Origin of the sequence: Bordetella holmesii, from assembly GCF_020735985.1 — a bacterium.
Classification (GTDB): domain Bacteria; phylum Pseudomonadota; class Gammaproteobacteria; order Burkholderiales; family Burkholderiaceae_B; genus Bordetella; species Bordetella holmesii.
Map to the genome: position 1 here is coordinate 1,459,623 of NZ_CP085973.1, position 20,070 is coordinate 1,479,692.

The window sequence follows — 20,070 nt, forward strand, 5'->3', positions numbered from 1 at the left end:
TGAATTCTCACACCAGCCGCCCGCGCGGTTGTTGTTGTTTTGCCCTACGCCCATGCCTCGTCCAGAGACAGTGGGCTTTTTTATTTTGAGGAACGTGGATGCTTTTTGACTGGATGTCCGACCCGACTGCCTGGGTGGGCCTGGCCACCCTGATCGTGCTGGAAATCGTACTTGGCATCGACAATCTGGTGTTCACCGCCATTTTGGCTGACAAGTTGCCAGCCCATCAGCGCAACAAGGCCCGCATGTTGGGGTTGTCGCTTGCGCTGATCATGCGTCTGGCCTTGCTGGCCAGTATTGCCTGGGTGGTGACGCTGACGCAGCCGTTGTTCAGCATCCTGGGGGCGGAGATTTCCGGCCGCGACCTGATCCTGATTCTTGGCGGGCTGTTTCTGCTGTTCAAGGGCACCATGGAGCTGCATGAACGGGTCGAGGGGCGTGCCCATGCCACCAGTGGCCGCCAGCAATACGCCGTGTTCTGGCAGGTGATTGCCCAGATCGTGGTGCTCGATGCGGTCTTCTCGCTGGACTCCGTCATTACCGCGGTGGGGATGGTGCAGGATCTGAGCATCATGATGACGGCGGTCATCTTCGCCATGGCCGTGATGATGTTGGCCAGCCGCCCTCTGATGGCTTTCGTGGGACGCCATCCCACGGTGGTGATTCTCTGTTTGGGCCTGCTGCTGATGATCGGCTTCAGCCTCGTGGCTGAAGGCTTGGGCTTCGACATTCCCAAGGGCTATTTGTACGCGGCCATCGGTTTTGCCATTCTTATCGAGCTCTTTAATCAATTGGCGCAGCGCAATCGGCAACGCGACGAGCACGGGCTGGGGCGGCGCGAGCGTACCGCGCGCATGGTACTGAAACTGTTGCGCGCGCAAGGCGAAGACGCCAGTGGGGTGCCCGCCGAACCGCAGGCGGCCGAGCATGCGGCCGCCTTCGCGCCCGAAGAAAGCAGCCTGATCGAGGGGGTGCTGTCCATGGGGCAGCGAGATCTGCGCAGCATCATGGTGCCGCGCGGCGAGATGATCTGGCTGGATGTGCGCGACGACACCGCGACCGTGCTCCACAAGTTCGCCTCTGGCCATTCGCGCCTTCCTCTGTGCGACGGCGATCCGGCCAATGTCGTTGGGGTGCTGCACTTCAAGGATGTGCTCGCCCCCTTGCGCGTGCCCGGGGCCTTGGACCTGATCGAGCTTGCGCAGGAGCCGCACTACGTGCCGGAGACGGTGCCGGTGATCAAGTTGCTGGAGGTCATGCGCCAGTCGCGCGACCATTTGTTGATCGTGGTGGACGAGCACGGGGTCTGCGAAGGACTGGTGACGCCGATGGATCTGCTCACGGCGGTGGCAGGTGACCTGCCGGATCACGCCGAAGATCAGGTCACAGGAGCGGCGCGTCTGGCCGATGGTTCCTGGCTGCTCGATGGCCGGCTGGCGACTCCCGAGGCTGCGCGGATCATCGGTGCGCCGCTGCTCGGGCAGAACTACGCCGAGGACGCCACCTTGGCGGGTTGCGTGCTGCGAGCGGCCGACAGCCTGCCCGAAGTGGGCGTACGCGTACGCTGGCGCGATTGGGAGTTTGAAGTCAGAAGGCTGGAAGGGCGCCGCATCGCCCAAGTGCTGGCCCGCCAGGCGGTCTGATCAAGGCGGCGGCCACTGGCCCTCAGCCTGGGGGGCACGGGGTCAGCTCAAGGTGCAGTTGACCCAACTGTCCATAGGTCAGGCTGATCTTGCCTTGAGCCGGTATATCCAGATAACCGGCATAGGAGCCGGTGATGATGTGCTGGCCTGCGACCAGGCCCAGCCCGTTCTCCGACAGGAAGTTGACCAGCCAGTAAAGTCCGGCGCGAGGCGCGCCGTCCGGGTGCCGGCCGGCGAGCTCGCAAGCCGGTTGACCCTCGATTTGCAGTGTCAGGCTTAGCGATTGCGGCGCGGGCTGATCGATGGCTGGGCCAAGTACCAGGCCATTGTTGTAGAGATGATCGGCCAACAGTTCGGCGTGGGGCAGAGCCTCGGGCCGCAGATAGCGACTGCCGAGGATTTCCAAGGCCAGGCGGGCGTTGCCCACCGCGTCGTCGATCTCGTGTTCTGAGTACGGGCGCGCCCGCGGCGGCAGGTCCGCGGTCAGCTCAAATGCGATTTCAGGCTCGATGCGAACCGTGTCCTGACCCAAGGAAATCGCGCCCGCCTGACGCAGACCGCTGACATAGATCGGGGCCAATTTGAGCTTACCGTCTTGCGGCAAGCCACATTTCCATCCAGCAATGGGGTCGCCCTCGACCAAGCGCAATGCGGCCTGAGCTTGCTGAACCGACAGAGCCTGACCTTGCGTGGCAGGCCGGCAGGTTTCAGGAAGGCGCTCGCCCGGTTTGTGTCGGGCCTGGCGTAACAAGCGTGCCGCAGCAGGGGCACCGGGGTAGAACTGAATGGTTTCGGTCATGGCGTGCAAAAGCACCAGTCTACGACGTACGATTCAGGCAGGGCAATCGTACGGCAAGGCCTCCGTACCGTGCCGCGCTTGATGTGAATTCTTATATTTTTTACTTTAATTATGGTAAATAAGCCGCTGATTTTATTGATATTAAGGTTGCTGCCGGCAGGTGCGCAACCGGATACAGGATGGTTTCTTCGATGACGGTGGTATTGGCGCGGTTTGTCTATGGCGTTGCAATGGCCTGGATCGCGCTTGCGATTATGCTGGCCCTGGCTCTTGTCTGCTTGCGCGTCGTGCGGCGGACGGTACGGTCCTTCGAGACAGAGCGCCAGCAGGATCTGGCCAGCGGGCTTGTCGTATTCGTTGCCGTGACCGTGGCGCTGGCGGCCTGCTATGCCTGCGGTCATGTCCTGCACGCCTGGATGGGCAAGAGCGCCCTGGTCGGCGGGCAGCCACAGTGGCTTGCCGGCAACAGCCATTTGTCCGCGGCGGCGCTGATGGGCGCGACCGTCGCCCTGGGCCTGGCTGCGGCGGCGCCCGGGTTATGGCGCCGCCTCCAGACACCGCGCGCGGATAGACCTGTGCCCCAAGAAGGCCGTGCCAAACCAGAGAAAAAGGCCTCGCCGCAAAGAAGCACCAAGGCCGCCGTCAAACAACGGCCGCGTCCCCGCAGGATAGCCGCCCTTGGCTGGGCCGCGCTGTTTGTGATTTTGCTGGGCGCGATCTTGCTTGCGTTCGCCTACATCGTCGCGCCACTGGATCCGGCCCCCTTGGCCGCTGGTGCCGACGCGAAGATGATTGCACGCGCCAACGTACAGGCCGAACACATTCTCCGCGCGCGCCCCATCTACTATGCCGCCGCGGGCCTGCTGGGTGCCGGAAGCCTGATCGTGTTCGGTTGGTTGATCTCGCACCGTTGGCGGGGCGCCTGAGTGCCGCAAACTCAGGTACGCTGGAGCGACGACGTGAGGTGGACGATACACAGGGGCGGTAGGACAGCGTGCAAAAATCGGATTTGATTGGCGGCAGTGGTAGACATTGGCGCTATATCTCGCTGGCCATAGCCCTGTTGCTGCCGCTGGTAGCGTGCGTGGTGCTGACATGGATGAATGCGCAGCGCCTAAGCCGGACACAAGCGCAAACCGAGGCGGGCATCATGCGTGTCCAGGTCGAACGCATATTGCGCGAAGCCTGGCTCGGTATCGACGCCATGGTGCCACTGTTACAAGTGGGTTGCGATCAAGCCCGGCCAGTTCTGTCGCGCACGATGAGTACGCGGCCATATTTTCGCTCGCTGACCCTGTTCGACGGTCGGCAGGCCTACTGTTCGTCGCTGCCATCGTTGCCCGGCGGTCATTCCAGAGAGTGGCCGTGGGCTATCCCCCCTGGACGTTGGCTGCGGCTGGTCAACGGGTCGCCTTTCGTGCTTGAGCGTCCCGCCTTGCTGGCCGGTACTGCAGGCCCGGGCGAACGGCATGCGATTGCAGTGATCGACAGCCAGTATCTGCAAGACCTGCTGGACTCGGTGGCGGCGCTAAGCAATCACCGCATCGAACTGAAGATCGACGGTGGGATGACCCTAGCGAGCTGCCCTGCGCGTGACCTCATCTATGAGCCGCGCGCCTATGGCGCGCAGAGCGCTAGCGTGTCTTTCATGTCGCAGAACGTACCTGTCGACATCCGCATCTTCTCGCCCGCGAGCCAGGTTTAGGAGGAATGGCAGCGCTTGCTGCTGGTGTCGCTGCCTGTGGCGCTGGTGTTAGGGTGTCTGATGAGCTGGGCGGTATTCCGTCTGCAAATGCAGCGAATGTCGTTCCATGATCAGATTCACCGCGGCATGCGGGCAGGCGAATTTCATATGGAGTATCAACCCATCCAGGGCATCGGGAGTGACCGTTGCGAAGGGATCGAGGCTCTGATGCGCTGGGAGCGGCCAGGAGTGGGCGCAATCAGTCCGGAAGTGTTCATTGCCGCCGCCGAGGCAGAAGGCGCCATCGTGCCTCTGACCCGGCATGCGTTGCGCCTGATCGAACGGGATCTTCCGCTGATGGGCCTGCCACCGGGTTTTCATTTAAGCGTCAACGTCGCGGCGGAACACCTTCTGCGCGCGGATTTCCCTGCGGACATCGAGGCTTTCGCCCAGCAGGTTGCACCCAATGCCCCACACTTGGTGCTGGAGCTGACGGAACGCAGCCTGGTGGAGAACAGTGGCATAGTCCAGCAGCATATCCGTACGCTGCGGGCGGCGGGACTGAGTGTAGCGATTGATGATTTTGGTGCAGGGTACTGCTCCTTGTCGTACTTGCAGCAATTACCGGTGGATTATCTGAAGATAGACAAGGTATTCATCGACGCCATTACCGATGCGGATCAGGATTCGCCCATTCTGGAGCTGATTCTGGCCCTGGCAAGCCGATTGGGCCTGTCGGTTGTCGCCGAAGGAGTCAGCGCACAGACGCAACTGGACTATTTGCGCCAACGCGGCGTGGGCTACGTCCAGGGTTTTCTGGTCTCACCGCCGTTACGCGCCGCCGAGTTTGCCCACTGGTACCGGGTTAAAGGACATCGTCCTCTCGCCTGAGGCCCGGGTGGCGGTGTACTCTTTGGCTCGCGCGCCGGCGCGTATTTCAATCACTATGGGTAAGAAAATGAAGCTTGGATCAGGCGGCGTTGGCCTGCTGATGGCAGCGGGCATGTTGGCTTTTTCCTCTCTTGCAGCGGCACAAGGCAGCATACGGATTGGCGAAATTAACAGCTACAAGGCTCAGCCCGCCTTTCTCGAGCCTTACCGCAAAGGGATGCAATTGGCGGTGGACGAGGTCAATGAGGCCGGTGGCATCGGGGGCAAGCCGCTCGAGTTGATCATCCGGGACGATAATGCCACTCCGGGCGAAGCCGTCCGTGCCGCCGAAGAGTTGCTGTCGCGCGAGAAAGTGGATGTGCTGACCGGATCTTTCCTGTCGCATATCGGTCTGGCTCTGAGCGATTTCGCCCGGCAAAGGAAGGTGTTTTTTCTCGCCAGCGAGCCGCTGACCGACAAAATCGTATGGCAGGAGGGCAACCGATATACCTATCGCTTGCGCACCTCGACTTACATGCAGGTGGCGATGCTGGTGCCGCAGGCGGTAGCTCTGAAGAAAAAGCGCTGGGCGATCGTCTATCCCAATTATGAATACGGCCAGTCCGCCGTGGCCACGTTCAAAGCGCTCATGAAGGCCGCTGACCCGGACATCGATTTCGTCGCGGAGCAGGCCGTGCCGTTAGGCAAGGTCGACGCCGGCAGCGTCGTGCAGGCATTGGACGACGCCCGGCCCGATGCTATTTTCAATGTGCTGTTTGCCACCGACGTGACCAAGTTCGTCCGAGAAGGCAACACCCGCGGATTGTTCAAGGACCGGCCCGTTGTGAGTGTGCTGACCGGCGAGCCCGAATACCTGGATACCTTTCGCGACGAGACCCCGCAGGGATGGATCGTCACGGGCTATCCCTGGCAGTTCATCGATACGCCCGAGCATCAGGCTTTCCTCAAGGCCTATGAAGCCAAGTTCCACGATTACCCACGGCTCGGATCGGTAGTGGGCTACAGCGCCATCAAATCATTGGCCGAGGGCATGCGACGCGCCGGCTCCGCCGATACAGAGGCATTGATCAAGGCCTTTGCCAGCCTTGAGCTGACGATTCCCTTCGGCCCGATTCAATACCGCGCCCTGGACCATCAGTCCACAATGGGCGCCTATGTCGGCCGGCTGGGTCTTAAGGATGGGAAGGGCATCATGACCGATTTTCGCTACATCAGCGGTGCCGACGTCATGCCTGCGGACTCCGAAGTGCGTACCTTGCACCGCCCAGACTGATCGGCCGCACGCATGAGTGTTACCGCGTTTCTGGTTCAGTTGCTCAACGGTCTGGCAGAGGCATCGTCGCTTTTTCTGGTGGCCGCCGGCCTGTCCTTGATCTTTGGCGTCACGCGGCTGGTCAACTTCGCCCACGGCTCGCTCTATATGTTGGGGGTGTATGGGGCTTACTCCCTGGTGCAATGGATAGGGGGCGGAGCCGTCGGTTATTGGTTCGGAGTGCTAGCGGCGGCGCTGGCCGTCGGAGCATTGGGCGCAGTGATCGAGATGGTCCTGTTGCGCCGTCTCTATCGGGCGCCGGAGTTGTTTCAACTGCTGGCCACATTTGCCCTGGTGCTCTTGATCAATGACGCCTGTCTGTGGATCTGGGGGGCAGAAGACTTGTTGGGACCCCGGGCGCCGGGACTTGAGGGCGCGATCGATCTGCTGGGGCGGCGTTACCCAACCTACAACCTGGTGCTGATAGTCGCCGGCCCCATGGTGCTGGGCCTTCTTTGGGCGTTGCTGACCCGCCCCCGTTGGGGCCGCCTTGTACGAGCCGCTGCTCAAGACAGAGAAATGCTGGGCGCCCTGGGCGTCAATCAGGCGTGGCTTTTCACGGGTGTGTTTGCCCTGGGCGCCATGTTGGCCGGCCTGGGTGGCGCGTTGCAGTTGCCCCGTGAACCCGCGAGCCTGAGCCTGGATCTGCGCATAATTGGCGACGCATTCGTCGTTGTGGTGGTGGGCGGCCTGGGCTCCTTGCCAGGTGCGTATGTTGCGGCATTGCTGATCGCAGAGCTCAAGGCGGTGTGCATCGCGCTGGGCACGGTGCATTGGGCGGGCTTTACGGTGTCGTTCTCCAAGTTGACATTGGTCGTGGAGTTTCTCGTCATGGCCGTCGTCCTCGTGGCCAGGCCCTGGGGATTGTTCGGCAAACCCCAGGCCGTCAGCCGCAGCGGCGCCTCCGCGGAAGCTCCGCTGCGACGAGCTTCGCGCAGCATGCGAGCTGGCTTTGCCGGCGTGCTGCTGCTGCTGGCTTTACTGCCACTGGTCTCGCCATGGCTGCCTTATGCCGTTGTGCTGGCGCAGGATATGTTGATTGCTGTCCTGTTCGCCGCCAGCCTGCACTTCATCATGGGGCCGGCAGGCATGCATTCTTTTGGCCACGCCGCCTATTTCGGATTGGGCGCCTATGCCGCGGCATTGTTGCTCAAGACCGTTGCACTGCCCATGGAAGCCGCGCTTCTGTTCGCGCCATTGGCTGCCGGGCTAGGCGCATTGGTCTTCGGCTGGTTCTGCGTCCGGCTCTCGGGGGTCTATCTCGCCATGCTGACGTTGGCCTTTGCACAGATTATGTGGTCCGTTGTGTTCCAGTGGGATGGGCTCACGGGCGGGTCCAACGGAATCATCGGCGTGTGGCCGTCGTCCTGGCTGGGTGGATCGGCCTATTATTATCTCGTGTTGTGCATCGCCGCCGCGTCGCTCTGGGCGCTGCGCCACATCCTTTTCTCGCCTTTTGGCTATGCGCTACGTGCCGCGCGCGACTCGAGCCTGCGCGCCGAGTCCATCGGGATCAATGTCAACGCCGTGCAGTGGGCCGCCTTTGTGGTGGCAGGTTGGTTTGGCGGTGTCGCGGGAGCGCTGTTCGCCTTCTCCAAAGGGAGTGTCTCTCCTGATGTGATGGCGGTGGGCAAGTCGGTCGACGGCCTGGTCATGGTCTTGCTTGGCGGCATTCAGAGCCTGGCCGGCCCGGTCGTGGGGGCAGCCAGCTTTACCTTGCTGCAGGATTACGTCATGCGTGCCACGGAATACTGGCGGGCCTTGTTGGGGGCCGTAATACTGTTGCTCGTACTAGCCTTTCCCCAGGGCCTTGCCGGGATCTGGAGATCGCTTACGCGCCACAAGGCGCCAGCATGATGTTACAGGTCAAAGACCTCGCCAAAGCGTTTGGTGGCGTTCGCGCCGTCGATGGGATCAGCTTCGAGCTGCGAGCTGGCGAGTTGCTCGCGCTCATCGGCCCCAACGGCGCGGGAAAATCCACCCTGTTCAACATGCTGGGCGGCCAATTGCCGGCCAGCGCCGGTTCAATTCAACTCGCCGGCCGGGAACTGGTCGGGCGCAAACCGCGCGAGATATTTCGTCTCGGCGTGGGGCGCACGTTTCAGATTGCCGCCACGTTTGCGTCCATAACGGTAGCGCAGAACGTGCAGCTGGCGCTCCTGTCTGAAAAACGCCAAGTGTTTGCCTTCGGTCGTGCGGCGTGCGATCAGCACCGAACCGAAGCACTTTCCCTGCTCGCGCAGGTTGGCATGCAAGAACAGGCCGACCGTCCATGCAGCGAGTTGTCCTATGGCGATGTCAAACGGGTCGAACTGGCCATCGCGCTGGGTGGAGAGCCGTCTTTGCTGCTGATGGATGAGCCGACTGCGGGCATGGCACCGGGCGAACGGCTGTCATTGATGGCCTTGATCCGCAGGCTCGTCACCGAACGCGGGATGGCGGTGCTCTTTACCGAACATAGTATGGACGTCGTGTTCGGCTACGCCGATCGGATCATCGTGCTGGCGCGCGGGCGACTCATCGCTGAGGGATCGGCGAAGGAGATTCGCGAGCACCCACGGGTCCAGGAGGTGTATTTCGGCACGGGCAGCACGTTTGCCGCGCAGGGAGAACGTGCTTGAATCCAACCTTGCTCAGTGTCCAGCGCCTCAATGCCTGGTACGGTGCGGCCCACACGCTGTTTGATGTCAGTCTTTGCGTCGGCCGGGGGGAGGTGGTGGCGTTGATGGGGCGCAATGGCGCCGGTAAGTCCACCACGATCAAAAGCATCATGGGATTGGTCAGCCGACGGCATGCCGACATGCGCTTCATGGGGCGGGATATCTCCACCATGCGGCCGTTCGAAGTGGCTCGTCTCGGGCTGGGTTACGTACCCGAGGAGCGGCGTATATTTACCGACCTCAGCGTGGCGGAGAACCTGGACATGGGCCGCCAGCCGGCGCGGCGCTGGCCGGATGGCAGCGCCGCAGCGAACTGGCAGCCGCAGGACATGTATCGGCTGTTTCCCAATCTGGCCACGCTGCGCGATAGGCCGGCAGGCCTGATGAGCGGTGGCGAACAACAGATGCTGGCCGTGGCGCGCACGCTGATGGGCAACCCTTATCTGATTATGATGGATGAGCCGTCGGAGGGAGTAGCCCCCCTCATTGTCGAGCAGATGGCGCAAATGATTCTGCGACTGAAGGCCGCAGGCGCGAGTATTTTGCTGTCGGAGCAGAACCTGCACTTTGCCATGCTGGTGGCTGACCGCGCCTACGTACTAGAAAAAGGCCAGATCTGCTACCACGGCGGGATGGACGAACTCGCCGCAGATACGGCGGCCAGGCGCGCCTATTTGAGTATGTAGATCAGCCGCGCGCCCGGGTTGCATGCCAACATAGCAGGGACCCGGCAGTCACCATGGCCACACCTTGCCAGAATGCCGCACCGGGATCCTGGTGCAACCATGCGGCAGCCAACAAGGCTGACAGTACCGGCGTGAAGTAGGAAGCAGCGGCCCAAAAGGCCAGATTGCCTTTCTGTATACCCAGATTCCAGCAGCTATAGCCGGTGGCCACCAAGGCGCCCAGCACCAGGACTTGCACGCCGGCTGCGGGATTGGCGACCAAAGCCTCGTACACGCCCATCTCGGTACTCAGGCCATGCTTGAGCCATAAGACCAAGGCAGTTATCAGCAAAAAAAGGGCGACGCCGTTATCTCCGCGCCCGTAGATGCGGGTAAGCACCGAATAGGCAGCCCACAGGCCTGCTGCAGCAAAGGCCAGCGCATAGGCCACCGGATTGCCGGCGACATTGTCATGGATACGATCGAACGACAGTGCCTGGCCGGCCCCGGTAATCCAGACGATGCCCAAGAAGGACAGGGCAGCGCCCGGCCATAACACCCACGTGCCGCGCGCCTGCCCGGCCAGCACTGCCACCACGATGGTCAGGCTGGGCCAAAGGTAATTGATCATGCCCAGCTCGAGAGCTTCCGCCCGGGTATGTGCCGAGCCGATCGCCAAGGCCAGGCAGATCTCATAGGCGGCAAACAGCGCTGCGCAGCCGTAGAGATAGACCGGATGAAAGCGGGCCAGCCGCGGCAAGCCGCGGACCAGGCAAACCAACGCGGCGCTGACGGTGAACAGGCAGGCGGCGCCGCCGGCCGGCCCCACAAGCCTTCGGCAATACTGCGTATGAGCCCGACCACGGCGCTCCAGCAGACAACGGCAAGCAGACCAATTACGGTTGCCCGGGACGACGGGGGGGCGGAAGGCAAATCAGACTCGGCAAATCGGGACAAGCGCGCATAGTAATCGAGATTGCAAACGGAAACCTACCCGGCCAAAGGCCGATGTTCTAGCCTTTTACTGCACCGGACCGATGTTCTGGCCCGGATGTCGCTCGAGCCGATGCTCTGGCTCGTCACTGCTACTTCTTTGTGTTGCAAAGACTACCTACTGCACTTGCGGATAAAGCACTTGCTGGTCTTGCACTTGCTGGTACTGCTACTGCATCACGCGTGGCTCCGCGCTTACTACCTAAATCAGTTCGTGTGGGGCGGGTAGTCCAGTTCGCCGAAGGTGTAATCACCATTGGCCTTGGCTTGAGCCAGCTCGTCCCTGACTTGTTGACGGGTCTTGCCCGAAGTGGCCATGGCGGTGGCGGGCGGATAGTCGTTTTCGCCAAAGGTGTACTGACCGGTCGCCTTGGCATTGGCCAGTTCCTGTTGCACTTGAGCGTTGCTCTTGCCTTGCTCTTGCTGGCCGTAGACGCCTTGGAACGGCACGTTGTTCGGTTCAATGTTCTGCGAGGCGTAAGCACCCGTGCTCAGCATGGCCATCGACATCAATAGGGCGGAAGTGAGGGTTTTCATAGCGGTTTCCTTTAGGTCTAGGTTCCTGGGAGCGGACCTGGCGGAGGTGCCGTCAAAGTTCGTTTTTGTTTCCCAATGACTGCATTGTGCATGCAACAAGACCTAGGATAAACCCGGTAAAGTTGAAAAGATTATTCCATTTATCGATGTAATTAGATGCTTGATGAATATTTTCCGCAATACTATCCGTTTTTTTGGAAGCTGAAGAAGTAGGGACCTATCGAAGGAGAGGCAATTGCGGCAGGGTCGTCTTCTGGCCCGGCGCCTTATCGAACAGAAACGCACCAAAACGCGCGTGACCAGGGGATTAAGGGGGTGGCGCGCGCGTGCGGAGACGAAAAGTCAGCGGCTGAGGGCCGGTGGCCGAGCTGGCACACAGCCCGGCAGTCGAACGCGTTTTTGTGCGGGAGGAAACCCTCACCTTTGGCTGCGGCGGCTGGCTATGGCATAGTAGGACCATCTCTTAGGTAAGACAGTCTTCAGAGTGGTCGACCGCAAACGGTTGATCATGCACGGCCGACGATACGGCCTAAGCGTTTCCGCTCTGGAAACGCGCATAGAGGGAGGTCCACATGCATAAACGAATGCAATGCTGGCTGATCGGTGCGTGTCTGGCCGGCAGTTTGGGGGTAGCCCAGGCCCAGATGGCTGAGCCAGCCGCATCAGCCAAACCCGCCGCCCGCAGCGCCATCGTCGTCGATGGCAACGGTTGGCTTGGCGCATCTGATCAGGAGCGCCGTGCGTTTCTGGTCGGCGTGGCGAATATGATCGTGGCCGAGAATGCGTATGCGAAACGACGCGACCAGGCGGCGCCAGGTGCGGCCAAAGCCATTACCGACGCCCTCAGCGGCATGAATCTCTGGCAGTGGAGCGAGCGAGTGACGGCATGGTACCGGGCCAATCCGGACAAGCTGTCCACCCCGGTCATGGGTGTGATCTGGCGCGACCTCGTCAAAAAGTCTCATTAATTAAGGAGGACGGACTATGAACAAGAAAGCCAAATTTGCGGCGGCCCTCCTGGTGCTGATGCTGGCCGGTTGCGCGACCGCAGCGGGCGGCCTGATCGGTGGCGGGGTCGATCGTGCCTCGGGTGGTGACGGCTCAGCGGGCGCCATGATCGGCGCGGGTGCCGGCATGATGATCGACGTGCTGGACTGACCTCTCGCCCATCCCCGCACACCCGCTCTGACGGTAAACTGGGCGATACAGGGGCCAGCCTTCGGGCTGGCCCGATTATTTGAGGAGTCAGCATGAGATCCCTGGTAGCACTGGCTGTCGCGCTGGCCGCGCCCGCCCACGCCGCGCAGGCCGCAGCAATTACCTATGATATCGAGCCGTCGCATACGTATCCCAGCTTCGAAGCCGATCACATGGGAGGTCTGTCGACGTGGCGCGGCAAGTTCAATCGTTCCCGGGGCGTCGTCGTGTTGGATCGAGAGGCAAAAACAGGCAGCATCGATATCGAGGTCGACATCGCATCGGTGGATTTTGGCCACGACGAAATGAACCGGCACGCAATAGCACCTGACATTTTCGACGCGGCAAGGTATCCCACGGCGACCTTCAAAGGCCGTTTTACCGCGTTCGATGGCGACAAACCTGAGAAGGTGCGGGGGGAGTTGACGCTGCGTGGTGTCACCCGTGCGGTGACACTGACCATCGAGGATTTCAATTGCATGATTCATCCCATGGAGCATCGGGAGGTGTGTGGGGCAGACGTGTCGGCCTCCTTGAATCGCCGCGACTTCGGCCTGGATTTCGGCCTGAACATGGGATTCAAACCGCGAGTGAAACTGAACATTCAGGTTGAGGCCTTGCGTCGTCCCGGTTGAGTCCAGGGCAAGGCGGTAGTGGGGCCGATATAATGGCGGCTTCGGCTCGCTGCCGTGGCATAGAGCTGCGGCGCTTATCTGTTTCTGCGTTTTGTTGCGCACATCGCCCCTATCCAAATGAAAAAACTCAGCGCTGTTTTGATGATTTCTGCTTTGCTCGCTGCGTGCGGCCAAAGTGATAACGCTCCGCAGGCCAGTGCATCTGCCACGTCCAAGACCCAGAAGGTCGTGGTCGGCCTGGATGACAACTTCCCGCCCATGGGTTTCCGGAACGAGAAGAACGAGCTGGTGGGCTTTGATATCGATATGGCGCGCGAAGCCAGCCGCCGTATGGGTGTGGAGGTCGAGTTCAAGCCCATTGACTGGAGCGCCAAAGAAGCCGAACTCAATGGCAAGCGCGTTGACGTGCTCTGGAACGGGCTGACGATCACTGACGAGCGCAAGAAGAATATTGCCTTCACGGCTCCTTACATGGCCAACCACCAGATTATTCTGGTTGCGGTGGACTCGCCCATCAAAACCCGCGCGGATCTGGCCGGCCACGTCGTCGGCGCCCAGGACGGCAGCAGCGCCATCGATGCCATCAAGAAAGATGACACCGTATTCAAGAGCCTGAAAGAGCTGAAGATGTTCGGCGACAACGTGACCGCATTGATGGATCTTTCGGCTATGCGTCTGGATGCCGTGGTTGTCGATGAGGTGGTGGGGCGATACCTGGCTTCCAAGCGTGAAGGTCAATACCTCGTGCTGGATGAGAACTTCGGCACCGAAGACTATGGCGTCGGCGTGCGCAAGGACGACACGGATCTGTTGGGCAAGCTGGACAAGACGTTGGGCGACATGAAGCAGGACGGCACGTCGGGCCGTATTGCGACCCAGTGGTTCGGCGCCGACATCATCAAATAAGGCTGACGGGCGGTCAGCTGACCGCCCGTACTCCGCATGGACTACGTCATATCTCTGCTGGGACCAATGGCCGATGGCGCCAAGGTCACGCTGTCGCTGTTCTTCATTACCTTGGCTCTGGCGGTCCCGCTGGGGCTGGTTCTTGCGCTGGCGCGCATTTCCAAGTTCAAGTTGCTCGCAAGGCTGGTCAACGGCTATATCTGGCTGATGCGCGGCACGCCTTTGATGCTGCAACTGCTGTTCATTTATTTTGCCCTGCCTTTCGTGCCTGTCATAGGCGTGCGGTTGCCCGACTTTCCCGCAGCCATCGTCGCGTTCGCGCTTAACTACGCCGCCTATTTCGCCGAGATTTTCCGGGCAGGTATTTTGTCAGTGGATCGGGGCCAATACGAGGGCGGCAAGGTGCTGGGGATGACCTATTTGCAGACCTTGCGCCGAATTGTATTGCCGCAGATGGTGCAAAGGGTGCTGCCGCCCATGAGCAATGAGACCATCACCCTGATCAAGGACACTTCGCTGATCTACGTGCTCGCGCTCAATGACATCTTGCGCACCGCGCGCGGCATTGTGCAACGCGACTTCACCACCACGCCATTTCTCGTGGCAGCGGCCTTCTATCTCACCATGACCTTGGTGCTGACCTGGTTCTTCCAGCATTTGGAAAAACGCTATGCCAAGTATGACCAATAGCCCACCCATGATCGAGGCCGACGGCATCGTCAAATCCTTTGGCGGGGTCAGGGTGCTAGATGGGGTCTCGTTGACGTTGCGCAAAGGCGAAGTCGTGGCGGTGATCGGCCCGTCGGGATCGGGAAAAAGCACCTTCTTGCGCTGCCTGAACCACCTTGAAACCATCGACGAGGGCGCGATCTCGGTCGAAGGAGAGATCTTGGCGCGCGGGGTGGCGGGCGGTCGCAGTGAGTATGTCAGGGACGTCGAAGTTCGGCGCATCTGCCGCAAGATGGGCATGGTCTTTCAATCGTTCAATCTCTTTCCGCACATGACGGTGCTGCAAAATGTCATCGAAGCGCCCATCACCGTCAAAGGGATGAAGCGCGATGCCATCGTACCCAAGGCGGAAGAATTGTTGCGCAAGGTCGGCCTGCTCAACAAGCGGGACAACTATCCGGCAAGGCTGTCCGGTGGGCAGAAACAACGCGTGGCCATCGCCAGGGCATTGGCCATGGAGCCAGACATCATGTTGTTCGATGAGCCGACTTCGGCGTTGGATCCCGAGCTGACGGTCGAAGTGCTGCGCACCATGCGGCATCTGGCCGAGGAGCACATGACCATGCTTGTCGTCACGCATGAAATGGGCTTTGCACGCGAAGTCGCCCACCGAGTCATCTTCATGGATCAGGGACGCATTGTCGAAGAGGCTGCCGCTCGGGTTTTCTTCGAGGCTGCGCAGCAGCCGCGAACGCGTGCTTTCCTGGGGCAGATGCTCTGAAAAAACGGTCTTGGCGTCCCGCATCCGAAGCGCCAAGACCCCCTCTTGCTAGCCCCGCAACGCCAGTGCGCGGCGGCGTTGCCGCTGGCGCAAGGCGGATACGGCCAGCAGGCCGATCAAGCCCGCGCAGGCCACAATGAAGCCCAGACTGATTGGGCGGCTAATGAAGATCGATAGATCTCCACGTGACAGCAGCAACGCGCGCCGGAAGTTCTCTTCGACCATCGGACCCAGCACGAATCCCAATAGCAGCGGGGCAGGTTCGAAGCGCAGGCGCATGAGCATGTAGCCCACGACGCCGAAGAAGGTCACCATGCCGACATCGAACAGATTGTTGTTGGTGCTGTAGACGCCAACGCACACAAAGAACAGCGCCGCCGGAAAGAGATAGCGAAACGGTACGCTGAGCATGCGCACCCACATGCCGATCAGCGGCAGGTTCAGCAGTAGCAGCAGCACGTTGCCGACCCAGAAGCTGGCGATCAAGCCCCAGAACATATCCGCGTGCTCAATCATCATCTGCGGACCCGGTTGGATGCCGTGAATGATGAGTGCGCCCAACATCAACGCCATGACGGGATCCCCCGGGATGCCCAAGCTCATCGTAGGGATGAAACTGGTCTGCGTCGAGGCGCTGGTGGCTGCTTCCGGCCCCGCAATTCCTTCGATCGCTCCATGGCCAAAGCGCTGCGGCTCGCGCGCCACCTTCTTCTCCGTGGCGTAGGAGATGAACGAGGCAATGGTGGGTCCGGTGCCCGGCAAAATCCCGAATGCCGCGCCGATGGCCGTGCCGCGCACGAGCGCGCCGCGCGCCTGTTTGATGTCTCCCGGCTGCGGACGCATGGCACTCATGCTGATCTTGGTGTTGGCAATGCTGCCCCCGTCGCCGATGCGGTTGATGTTTTTGAGAAAATCCGCCACGCCAAACAAGCCCATGGCCAACGCGACGATCTGCAAGCCATCGCTGAGCTCCAGGATACTGAAATGAAACCGCATGGTCCCGGTATTGACATCGGTGCCCACCACGCCCAACAGCAGACCAACGACGACCATGGCCACACCCTTGAGCGCCGAGCCCTTGGCCAATGTGGCGCCGGCCAGCAGCCCGAGCATCATCATCGAGAAATACTCGGCGGGTCCGAACTTGAAGGCAACGTCGACCAACATAGGCGAGAACAGAATCATCGCCAGAATACCGACTGACGCGCCGCAGAACGACGAGAACATCAGCATGAACAGCGCCGAGCCTGCTTTGCCGTTACGCGCCAGCGGGTTTCCATCCAGGCAAGCCACGGCATGGGAGGCAGTGCCAGGCAGATTCAGCATGATGGAGGTAATACCGCCGCCATACTGCGAGCCATAATAGATGCCCGACAGCATGACCAGCGCGGCGGTCGGGGTCATCGTATAGGTAAGCGGCAGCAGTATCGAGATCGCTGCCAGCACCCCCATGCCCGGCAACACGCCGATGAGGTTGCCCATGAAGACACCGAAGATCGCCCACAGGAGATTATCCAGGGCAAAGGCGACAGAGAAACCGTGAAGCAGATTGTTCAGAATGTCCATCTCGTCTCAGCCCCAACGAAAGAGCGGGAACTGCAGTTGCAGGCCCCATGAGAAGATGGCAACACCCAGGGCGGTGACGCCCGCGGCGAGCAGCGCGGCGGTTTTTAGCGTGTGCTGGCGGTCGCCGAGCGCAGAAATAAAGACCAGGCCGAAGGTCGCGGGAATCAGGCCTCCGTATTGCCCCAGGAGGATGAAGGTAAGCAAACCGGCTGTGATGCATGCCCAGCCGCGCCATTGCGACGGGGCAGGGCCCGCGTCTGTCTCGGCGCCGTCCTGCCGCCGGGTCCGCCATATCGCAACGCCCAGCAGGGCCAGTAGCGCTCCCAGAATGGCCGGAAACATCCCTGGCCCCATGCGCCCGAGTGTGCCGAGCTGATAGGTCGTGGCAAGCGCAAAGGCCCCCAGGCCCAACACAATCATCGCCCCGCCCGCAGCCCATTCGTGGCGCTCGGATCGTGATTCCTGCTGCATCCTTTTGTCTCCTTTCGCATGGCTGACGGGTGTCTGAAGCCAAGCTGAATTTAGGTTGAAAAGGTCAGCAGTCTAAAAGTCCAGACTTGCGTTTTGCTTTCATTGATACGCTAAATGCCGTTAAATTACGGGAAAATACCTACTTCTTTCATTTAGCTATCAATGCCGAAAGGAGATCGAACCGCCATTCCGTTGACCGAATTTAGCGGCTTTTAGATTGATTTTGAGGCGCGATAAATAAAAAAAAACGGCCCGAAGGCCGCTTTTTGGGGCGTGGGCCGCTATCAGGCGATGGTGGCCAAAATGCTGTTGAGCGTCGTGCTCGGGCGCATGGCCTTGCTCGTCTTGTCAGCATCCGGCTGGTAGTAGCCACCGATATCAACAGCTTTGCCTTGCGCGGCCTTCAGTTCGTCCAGAATCTTGGACTCATTCGCGGCCAACGCGGCAGCAGCAGGCGCGAACAATGCCGCCAGTTCCTTGTCGTCGGTCTGCTCGGCCACGGCCTGGGCCCAGTACATACCGAGGTAGTAGTGGCTGCCACGGTTATCCAGGCCACCGACCTTGCGCTCCGGCGACTTGTTGGTGTCGAGGAACTTGCCGGTGGCTTGGTCCAGCGTCTTGGCCAGCACGCGGGCGCGGGCATTGTTATAGGTGCTGCCCAGATGGTCGAGCGATTCGGCCAGTGCCATGAATTCGCCCAACGAATCCCAGCGCAGAAACCCTTCTTCAAGGAATTGCTGCACGTGCTTGGGCGCCGAGCCGCCAGCGCCGGTCTCGAACAACGCACCACCAGCCATCAGCGGAACGATGGACAGCATTTTGGCGCTGGTGCCGAGTTCCATGATGGGGAAAAGGTCGGTGAGGTAGTCACGCAACACGTTACCCGTCACGGAGATCGTGTCTTTCCCTGCACGGATGCGCTCGAGCGACACTTTGGTGGCCTCGACCGGCGAGAGGATGCGCAGATCCAGGCCGCTGGTGTCGTGATCCTTGAGGTAGCGTTCGACCTTGGCGATCAATTGGGCGTCATGGGCACGGTTGGCGTCGAGCCAGAAGACCGCAGGCGTATCGCTGGCGCGGGCCCGGGTGACAGCCAGTTTGACCCAATCCTGGACGGCCGCATCCTTGGTCTGGCACATGCGCCAGATGTCACCCGTCTCGACGGATTGCTCGAGCAATACCGCGCCGCTGGCGTCGAGCACGCGCACCACGCCGGTAGCCGGGATGATGAACGTTTTGTTGTGCGAGCCGTACTCTTCGGCAGCCTGAGCCATCAGACCGACGTTGGGCACGCTGCCCATGGTGACGGGATCGAAAGCGCCATTGCGTTTGCAGTCTTCAATCACGGCTTGGTAGACGCCGGCGTAAGAACGATCCGGAATCACAGCCTTGGTATCTTGCAACTGCCCGGCGGCATTCCACATTTTGCCGGAGTCACGGATCATGGCGGGCATGGATGCGTCGACGATCACGTCGCTGGGCACATGCAGGTTGGTGATGCCCTTGTCGGAATTGACCATGGCCAGGGCCGGCTGCACCTGATAGAGCGCGTCAATGTCGGCCTTGATGGCTGCCTGCTGCTCAGCGGGCAGATTGGCCAGTTTGGCGTACAGGTCGCCAATACCGTTGTTGGGATCGAACCCGGCCAGCTTGAGGGCATCAGCGTGCTTGGCGAGTACGTCCTTGTAGAACACGGACACCACATGGCCGAAGATCACCGGATCGGAGACCTTCATCATGGTGGCCTTCAGGTGCACCGAGAAGAGTACGCCTTGCTGTTTGGCTTCATCGATCTGGGCCTGCAGAAAGCTGCGCAGCTTGCCGGTCGACAATACCGCGGCATCGATGACTTCGCCGGCCTTGACAGCGACCTTGTCTTTCAGGACAGTTTTCTTGCCGTCGGCGCAGGTCAGTTCGATCGATACGTTGCCGGCGGCGGCCAGGGTGACCGACTTTTCGGAACCGTAGAAATCTCCGCTTTCCATGCTGGCAACATGCGACTTGGAGTCGGCTGACCAGGCACCCATTTTGTGAGGGTGTTTGCGCGCGTAGTTCTTGACCGACAAGGGCGCGCGGCGGTCGGAGTTGCCTTCGCGCAGCACCGGATTCACGGCGCTGCCCTTGACCTTGTCGTAGCGAGCCTTGACGTCACGCTCGGCGTCCGTCTTGGGCTCATCGGGATACTCGGGCAATTTGTAGCCCTGGGCCTGCAGTTCTTTGATGGCGGCCTTGAGCTGAGGCATCGAAGCACTGATATTGGGCAGCTTGATGATGTTGGCTTCGGGCGTGAGCGCCAGGGCGCCGAGTTCGGCAAGCGCATCACCGACGCGCTGGGCTTGCGTCAGCGTTTCCGGGAACACCGCAAGGATACGGCCAGCCAGCGAGATGTCGCGGGTTTCTACCGTGATGCCGGCGGGCTTGGCGAAGGTCTGGATGATGGGCAGCAGCGAACGGGTGGCCAGAGCCGGAGCTTCGTCGGTGAAGGTGTAGATGATCTTCGGAGTGTTAGACATAGTCCTTTGACTGCCCGTGTGCGCGGCGCGCATCCGGACATACCTTGCGCAATACGCTGTAGAGTTTGTCGGGAGTGTGATGCAGGGCGACGCGCCGCCGCCAACCATCGCGGGCCGAGAGGCGCTCGCTTGGCCGCTCTCGCGGAGC

At 60.9% G+C, this 20,070-nt stretch carries 20 protein-coding genes; 14 read left to right on the plus strand and 6 right to left on the minus strand.

All coding sequences use genetic code 11. The annotated features are described in order from the left end of the window. The first annotated feature begins 98 nt into the window (after positions 1–98). Entirely contained in the window at positions 99–1,643 is a 1,545-nt protein-coding gene (locus LK440_RS06890; protein ID WP_005019488.1) for a TerC family protein, read from the plus strand. 22 nt (positions 1,644–1,665) lie between these two features. Here LK440_RS06890 and LK440_RS06895 read toward each other — a convergent pair whose 3' ends face one another. Continuing rightward, a complete protein-coding gene (locus tag LK440_RS06895) occupies positions 1,666–2,442 on the minus strand; it encodes a hypothetical protein (RefSeq protein ID WP_017685578.1) in 777 nt (258 codons plus the stop codon). Between the two features lie 179 nt (positions 2,443–2,621). Here LK440_RS06895 and LK440_RS06900 point away from each other — a divergent pair, with 179 nt between their 5' ends. From LK440_RS06900 to LK440_RS06930, 7 genes are all read left to right on the plus strand, one after another. Beyond that, positions 2,622–3,368 carry a hypothetical protein gene (locus LK440_RS06900; RefSeq protein WP_227944799.1) on the plus strand — a complete coding sequence of 249 codons (747 nt, stop codon included), beginning with the start codon at positions 2,622–2,624 and terminating at the stop codon, positions 3,366–3,368. A gap of 173 nt (positions 3,369–3,541) precedes the next feature. Then, positions 3,542–4,147: a CSS-motif domain-containing protein gene (locus tag LK440_RS06905; RefSeq protein ID WP_135238892.1), complete on the plus strand. Its 606-nt coding sequence runs from the start codon at positions 3,542–3,544 to the stop codon at positions 4,145–4,147. Positions 4,148–4,171: 24 nt separating this feature from the next. Further along, a complete protein-coding gene (locus LK440_RS06910; protein WP_227944826.1) occupies positions 4,172–5,017 on the plus strand; it encodes an EAL domain-containing protein in 846 nt (281 codons plus the stop codon). A 100-nt stretch (positions 5,018–5,117) separates the two neighbouring features. After that, entirely contained in the window at positions 5,118–6,290 is a 1,173-nt protein-coding gene (locus LK440_RS06915; RefSeq protein WP_227944827.1) for an ABC transporter substrate-binding protein, read from the plus strand. Between the two features lie 12 nt (positions 6,291–6,302). After that, entirely contained in the window at positions 6,303–8,186 is a 1,884-nt protein-coding gene (locus tag LK440_RS06920) for an ABC transporter permease (protein WP_005014004.1), read from the plus strand. Beyond that, a complete protein-coding gene (locus LK440_RS06925) occupies positions 8,186–8,950 on the plus strand; it encodes an ABC transporter ATP-binding protein (RefSeq protein WP_005014003.1) in 765 nt (254 codons plus the stop codon). The genes LK440_RS06920 and LK440_RS06925 overlap by 1 nt, the downstream gene beginning before the upstream one ends. Further along, a complete protein-coding gene (locus LK440_RS06930; RefSeq protein WP_005014002.1) occupies positions 8,947–9,675 on the plus strand; it encodes an ABC transporter ATP-binding protein in 729 nt (242 codons plus the stop codon). The genes LK440_RS06925 and LK440_RS06930 overlap by 4 nt, the downstream gene beginning before the upstream one ends. A gap of 1 nt (position 9,676) precedes the next feature. Here LK440_RS06930 and yddG read toward each other — a convergent pair whose 3' ends face one another. Further along, the gene (yddG, locus tag LK440_RS06935) at positions 9,677–10,435 is read right to left on the minus strand and encodes an aromatic amino acid DMT transporter YddG (protein ID WP_305954720.1); all 759 of its coding nucleotides are present in this window, start codon (positions 10,433–10,435) and stop codon (positions 9,677–9,679) included. 419 nt (positions 10,436–10,854) lie between these two features. Continuing rightward, on the minus strand, positions 10,855–11,184 hold the full coding sequence (locus LK440_RS06940; protein WP_005014000.1) for a DUF4148 domain-containing protein: 330 nt from the start codon (positions 11,182–11,184) through the stop codon (positions 10,855–10,857). A gap of 572 nt (positions 11,185–11,756) precedes the next feature. On the opposite strand from LK440_RS06940, the gene LK440_RS06945 reads away from it, so the two are divergent. From LK440_RS06945 to LK440_RS06970, 6 genes are all read left to right on the plus strand, one after another. Then, a complete protein-coding gene (locus LK440_RS06945; RefSeq protein ID WP_169510518.1) occupies positions 11,757–12,152 on the plus strand; it encodes a hypothetical protein in 396 nt (131 codons plus the stop codon). Positions 12,153–12,168: 16 nt separating this feature from the next. Next, positions 12,169–12,342 carry a hypothetical protein gene (locus tag LK440_RS06950; protein WP_017685581.1) on the plus strand — a complete coding sequence of 58 codons (174 nt, stop codon included), beginning with the start codon at positions 12,169–12,171 and terminating at the stop codon, positions 12,340–12,342. Between the two features lie 92 nt (positions 12,343–12,434). After that, on the plus strand, positions 12,435–13,016 hold the full coding sequence (locus tag LK440_RS06955; protein ID WP_005013997.1) for a YceI family protein: 582 nt from the start codon (positions 12,435–12,437) through the stop codon (positions 13,014–13,016). A 117-nt stretch (positions 13,017–13,133) separates the two neighbouring features. Then, complete coding sequence (locus tag LK440_RS06960) at positions 13,134–13,922, plus strand: amino acid ABC transporter substrate-binding protein (protein ID WP_025341449.1); 789 nt, start codon at positions 13,134–13,136, stop codon at positions 13,920–13,922. Positions 13,923–13,958: 36 nt separating this feature from the next. After that, positions 13,959–14,612 (plus strand): amino acid ABC transporter permease, encoded by a 654-nt coding sequence (locus LK440_RS06965; protein ID WP_005013995.1) that lies wholly within the window; start codon positions 13,959–13,961, stop codon positions 14,610–14,612. 7 nt (positions 14,613–14,619) lie between these two features. Beyond that, positions 14,620–15,372: an amino acid ABC transporter ATP-binding protein gene (locus tag LK440_RS06970; protein WP_005013994.1), complete on the plus strand. Its 753-nt coding sequence runs from the start codon at positions 14,620–14,622 to the stop codon at positions 15,370–15,372. Between the two features lie 48 nt (positions 15,373–15,420). Here LK440_RS06970 and LK440_RS06975 read toward each other — a convergent pair whose 3' ends face one another. The 3 genes from LK440_RS06975 to LK440_RS06985 form a co-directional block, all read right to left on the minus strand. Continuing rightward, positions 15,421–16,938 (minus strand): tripartite tricarboxylate transporter permease, encoded by a 1,518-nt coding sequence (locus tag LK440_RS06975; protein ID WP_005013993.1) that lies wholly within the window; start codon positions 16,936–16,938, stop codon positions 15,421–15,423. Positions 16,939–16,944: 6 nt separating this feature from the next. After that, positions 16,945–17,409 (minus strand): tripartite tricarboxylate transporter TctB family protein, encoded by a 465-nt coding sequence (locus LK440_RS06980; RefSeq protein ID WP_005019480.1) that lies wholly within the window; start codon positions 17,407–17,409, stop codon positions 16,945–16,947. Between the two features lie 284 nt (positions 17,410–17,693). After that, entirely contained in the window at positions 17,694–19,922 is a 2,229-nt protein-coding gene (locus LK440_RS06985) for an NADP-dependent isocitrate dehydrogenase (protein WP_005013991.1), read from the minus strand. Positions 19,923–20,070: the final 148 nt, after the last annotated feature.

Coding starts and splice junctions, on each gene's coding strand:
- LK440_RS06890 (WP_005019488.1), top strand. CDS start 99: ATGCTTTTTGACTGGATGTCCGACCCGACTGCCTGGGTGGGCCTGGCC.
- LK440_RS06895 (WP_017685578.1), bottom strand. CDS start 2,442: ATGACCGAAACCATTCAGTTCTACCCCGGTGCCCCTGCTGCGGCACGC.
- LK440_RS06900 (WP_227944799.1), top strand. CDS start 2,622: ATGGTTTCTTCGATGACGGTGGTATTGGCGCGGTTTGTCTATGGCGTT.
- LK440_RS06905 (WP_135238892.1), top strand. CDS start 3,542: ATGAATGCGCAGCGCCTAAGCCGGACACAAGCGCAAACCGAGGCGGGC.
- LK440_RS06915 (WP_227944827.1), top strand. CDS start 5,118: ATGGCAGCGGGCATGTTGGCTTTTTCCTCTCTTGCAGCGGCACAAGGC.
- LK440_RS06920 (WP_005014004.1), top strand. CDS start 6,303: ATGAGTGTTACCGCGTTTCTGGTTCAGTTGCTCAACGGTCTGGCAGAG.
- LK440_RS06925 (WP_005014003.1), top strand. CDS start 8,186: ATGTTACAGGTCAAAGACCTCGCCAAAGCGTTTGGTGGCGTTCGCGCC.
- LK440_RS06940 (WP_005014000.1), bottom strand. CDS start 11,184: ATGAAAACCCTCACTTCCGCCCTATTGATGTCGATGGCCATGCTGAGC.
- LK440_RS06945 (WP_169510518.1), top strand. CDS start 11,757: ATGCATAAACGAATGCAATGCTGGCTGATCGGTGCGTGTCTGGCCGGC.
- LK440_RS06950 (WP_017685581.1), top strand. CDS start 12,169: ATGAACAAGAAAGCCAAATTTGCGGCGGCCCTCCTGGTGCTGATGCTG.
- LK440_RS06955 (WP_005013997.1), top strand. CDS start 12,435: ATGAGATCCCTGGTAGCACTGGCTGTCGCGCTGGCCGCGCCCGCCCAC.
- LK440_RS06960 (WP_025341449.1), top strand. CDS start 13,134: ATGAAAAAACTCAGCGCTGTTTTGATGATTTCTGCTTTGCTCGCTGCG.
- LK440_RS06965 (WP_005013995.1), top strand. CDS start 13,959: ATGGACTACGTCATATCTCTGCTGGGACCAATGGCCGATGGCGCCAAG.
- LK440_RS06970 (WP_005013994.1), top strand. CDS start 14,620: ATGATCGAGGCCGACGGCATCGTCAAATCCTTTGGCGGGGTCAGGGTG.
- LK440_RS06975 (WP_005013993.1), bottom strand. CDS start 16,938: ATGGACATTCTGAACAATCTGCTTCACGGTTTCTCTGTCGCCTTTGCC.
- LK440_RS06980 (WP_005019480.1), bottom strand. CDS start 17,409: ATGCAGCAGGAATCACGATCCGAGCGCCACGAATGGGCTGCGGGCGGG.
- LK440_RS06985 (WP_005013991.1), bottom strand. CDS start 19,922: ATGTCTAACACTCCGAAGATCATCTACACCTTCACCGACGAAGCTCCG.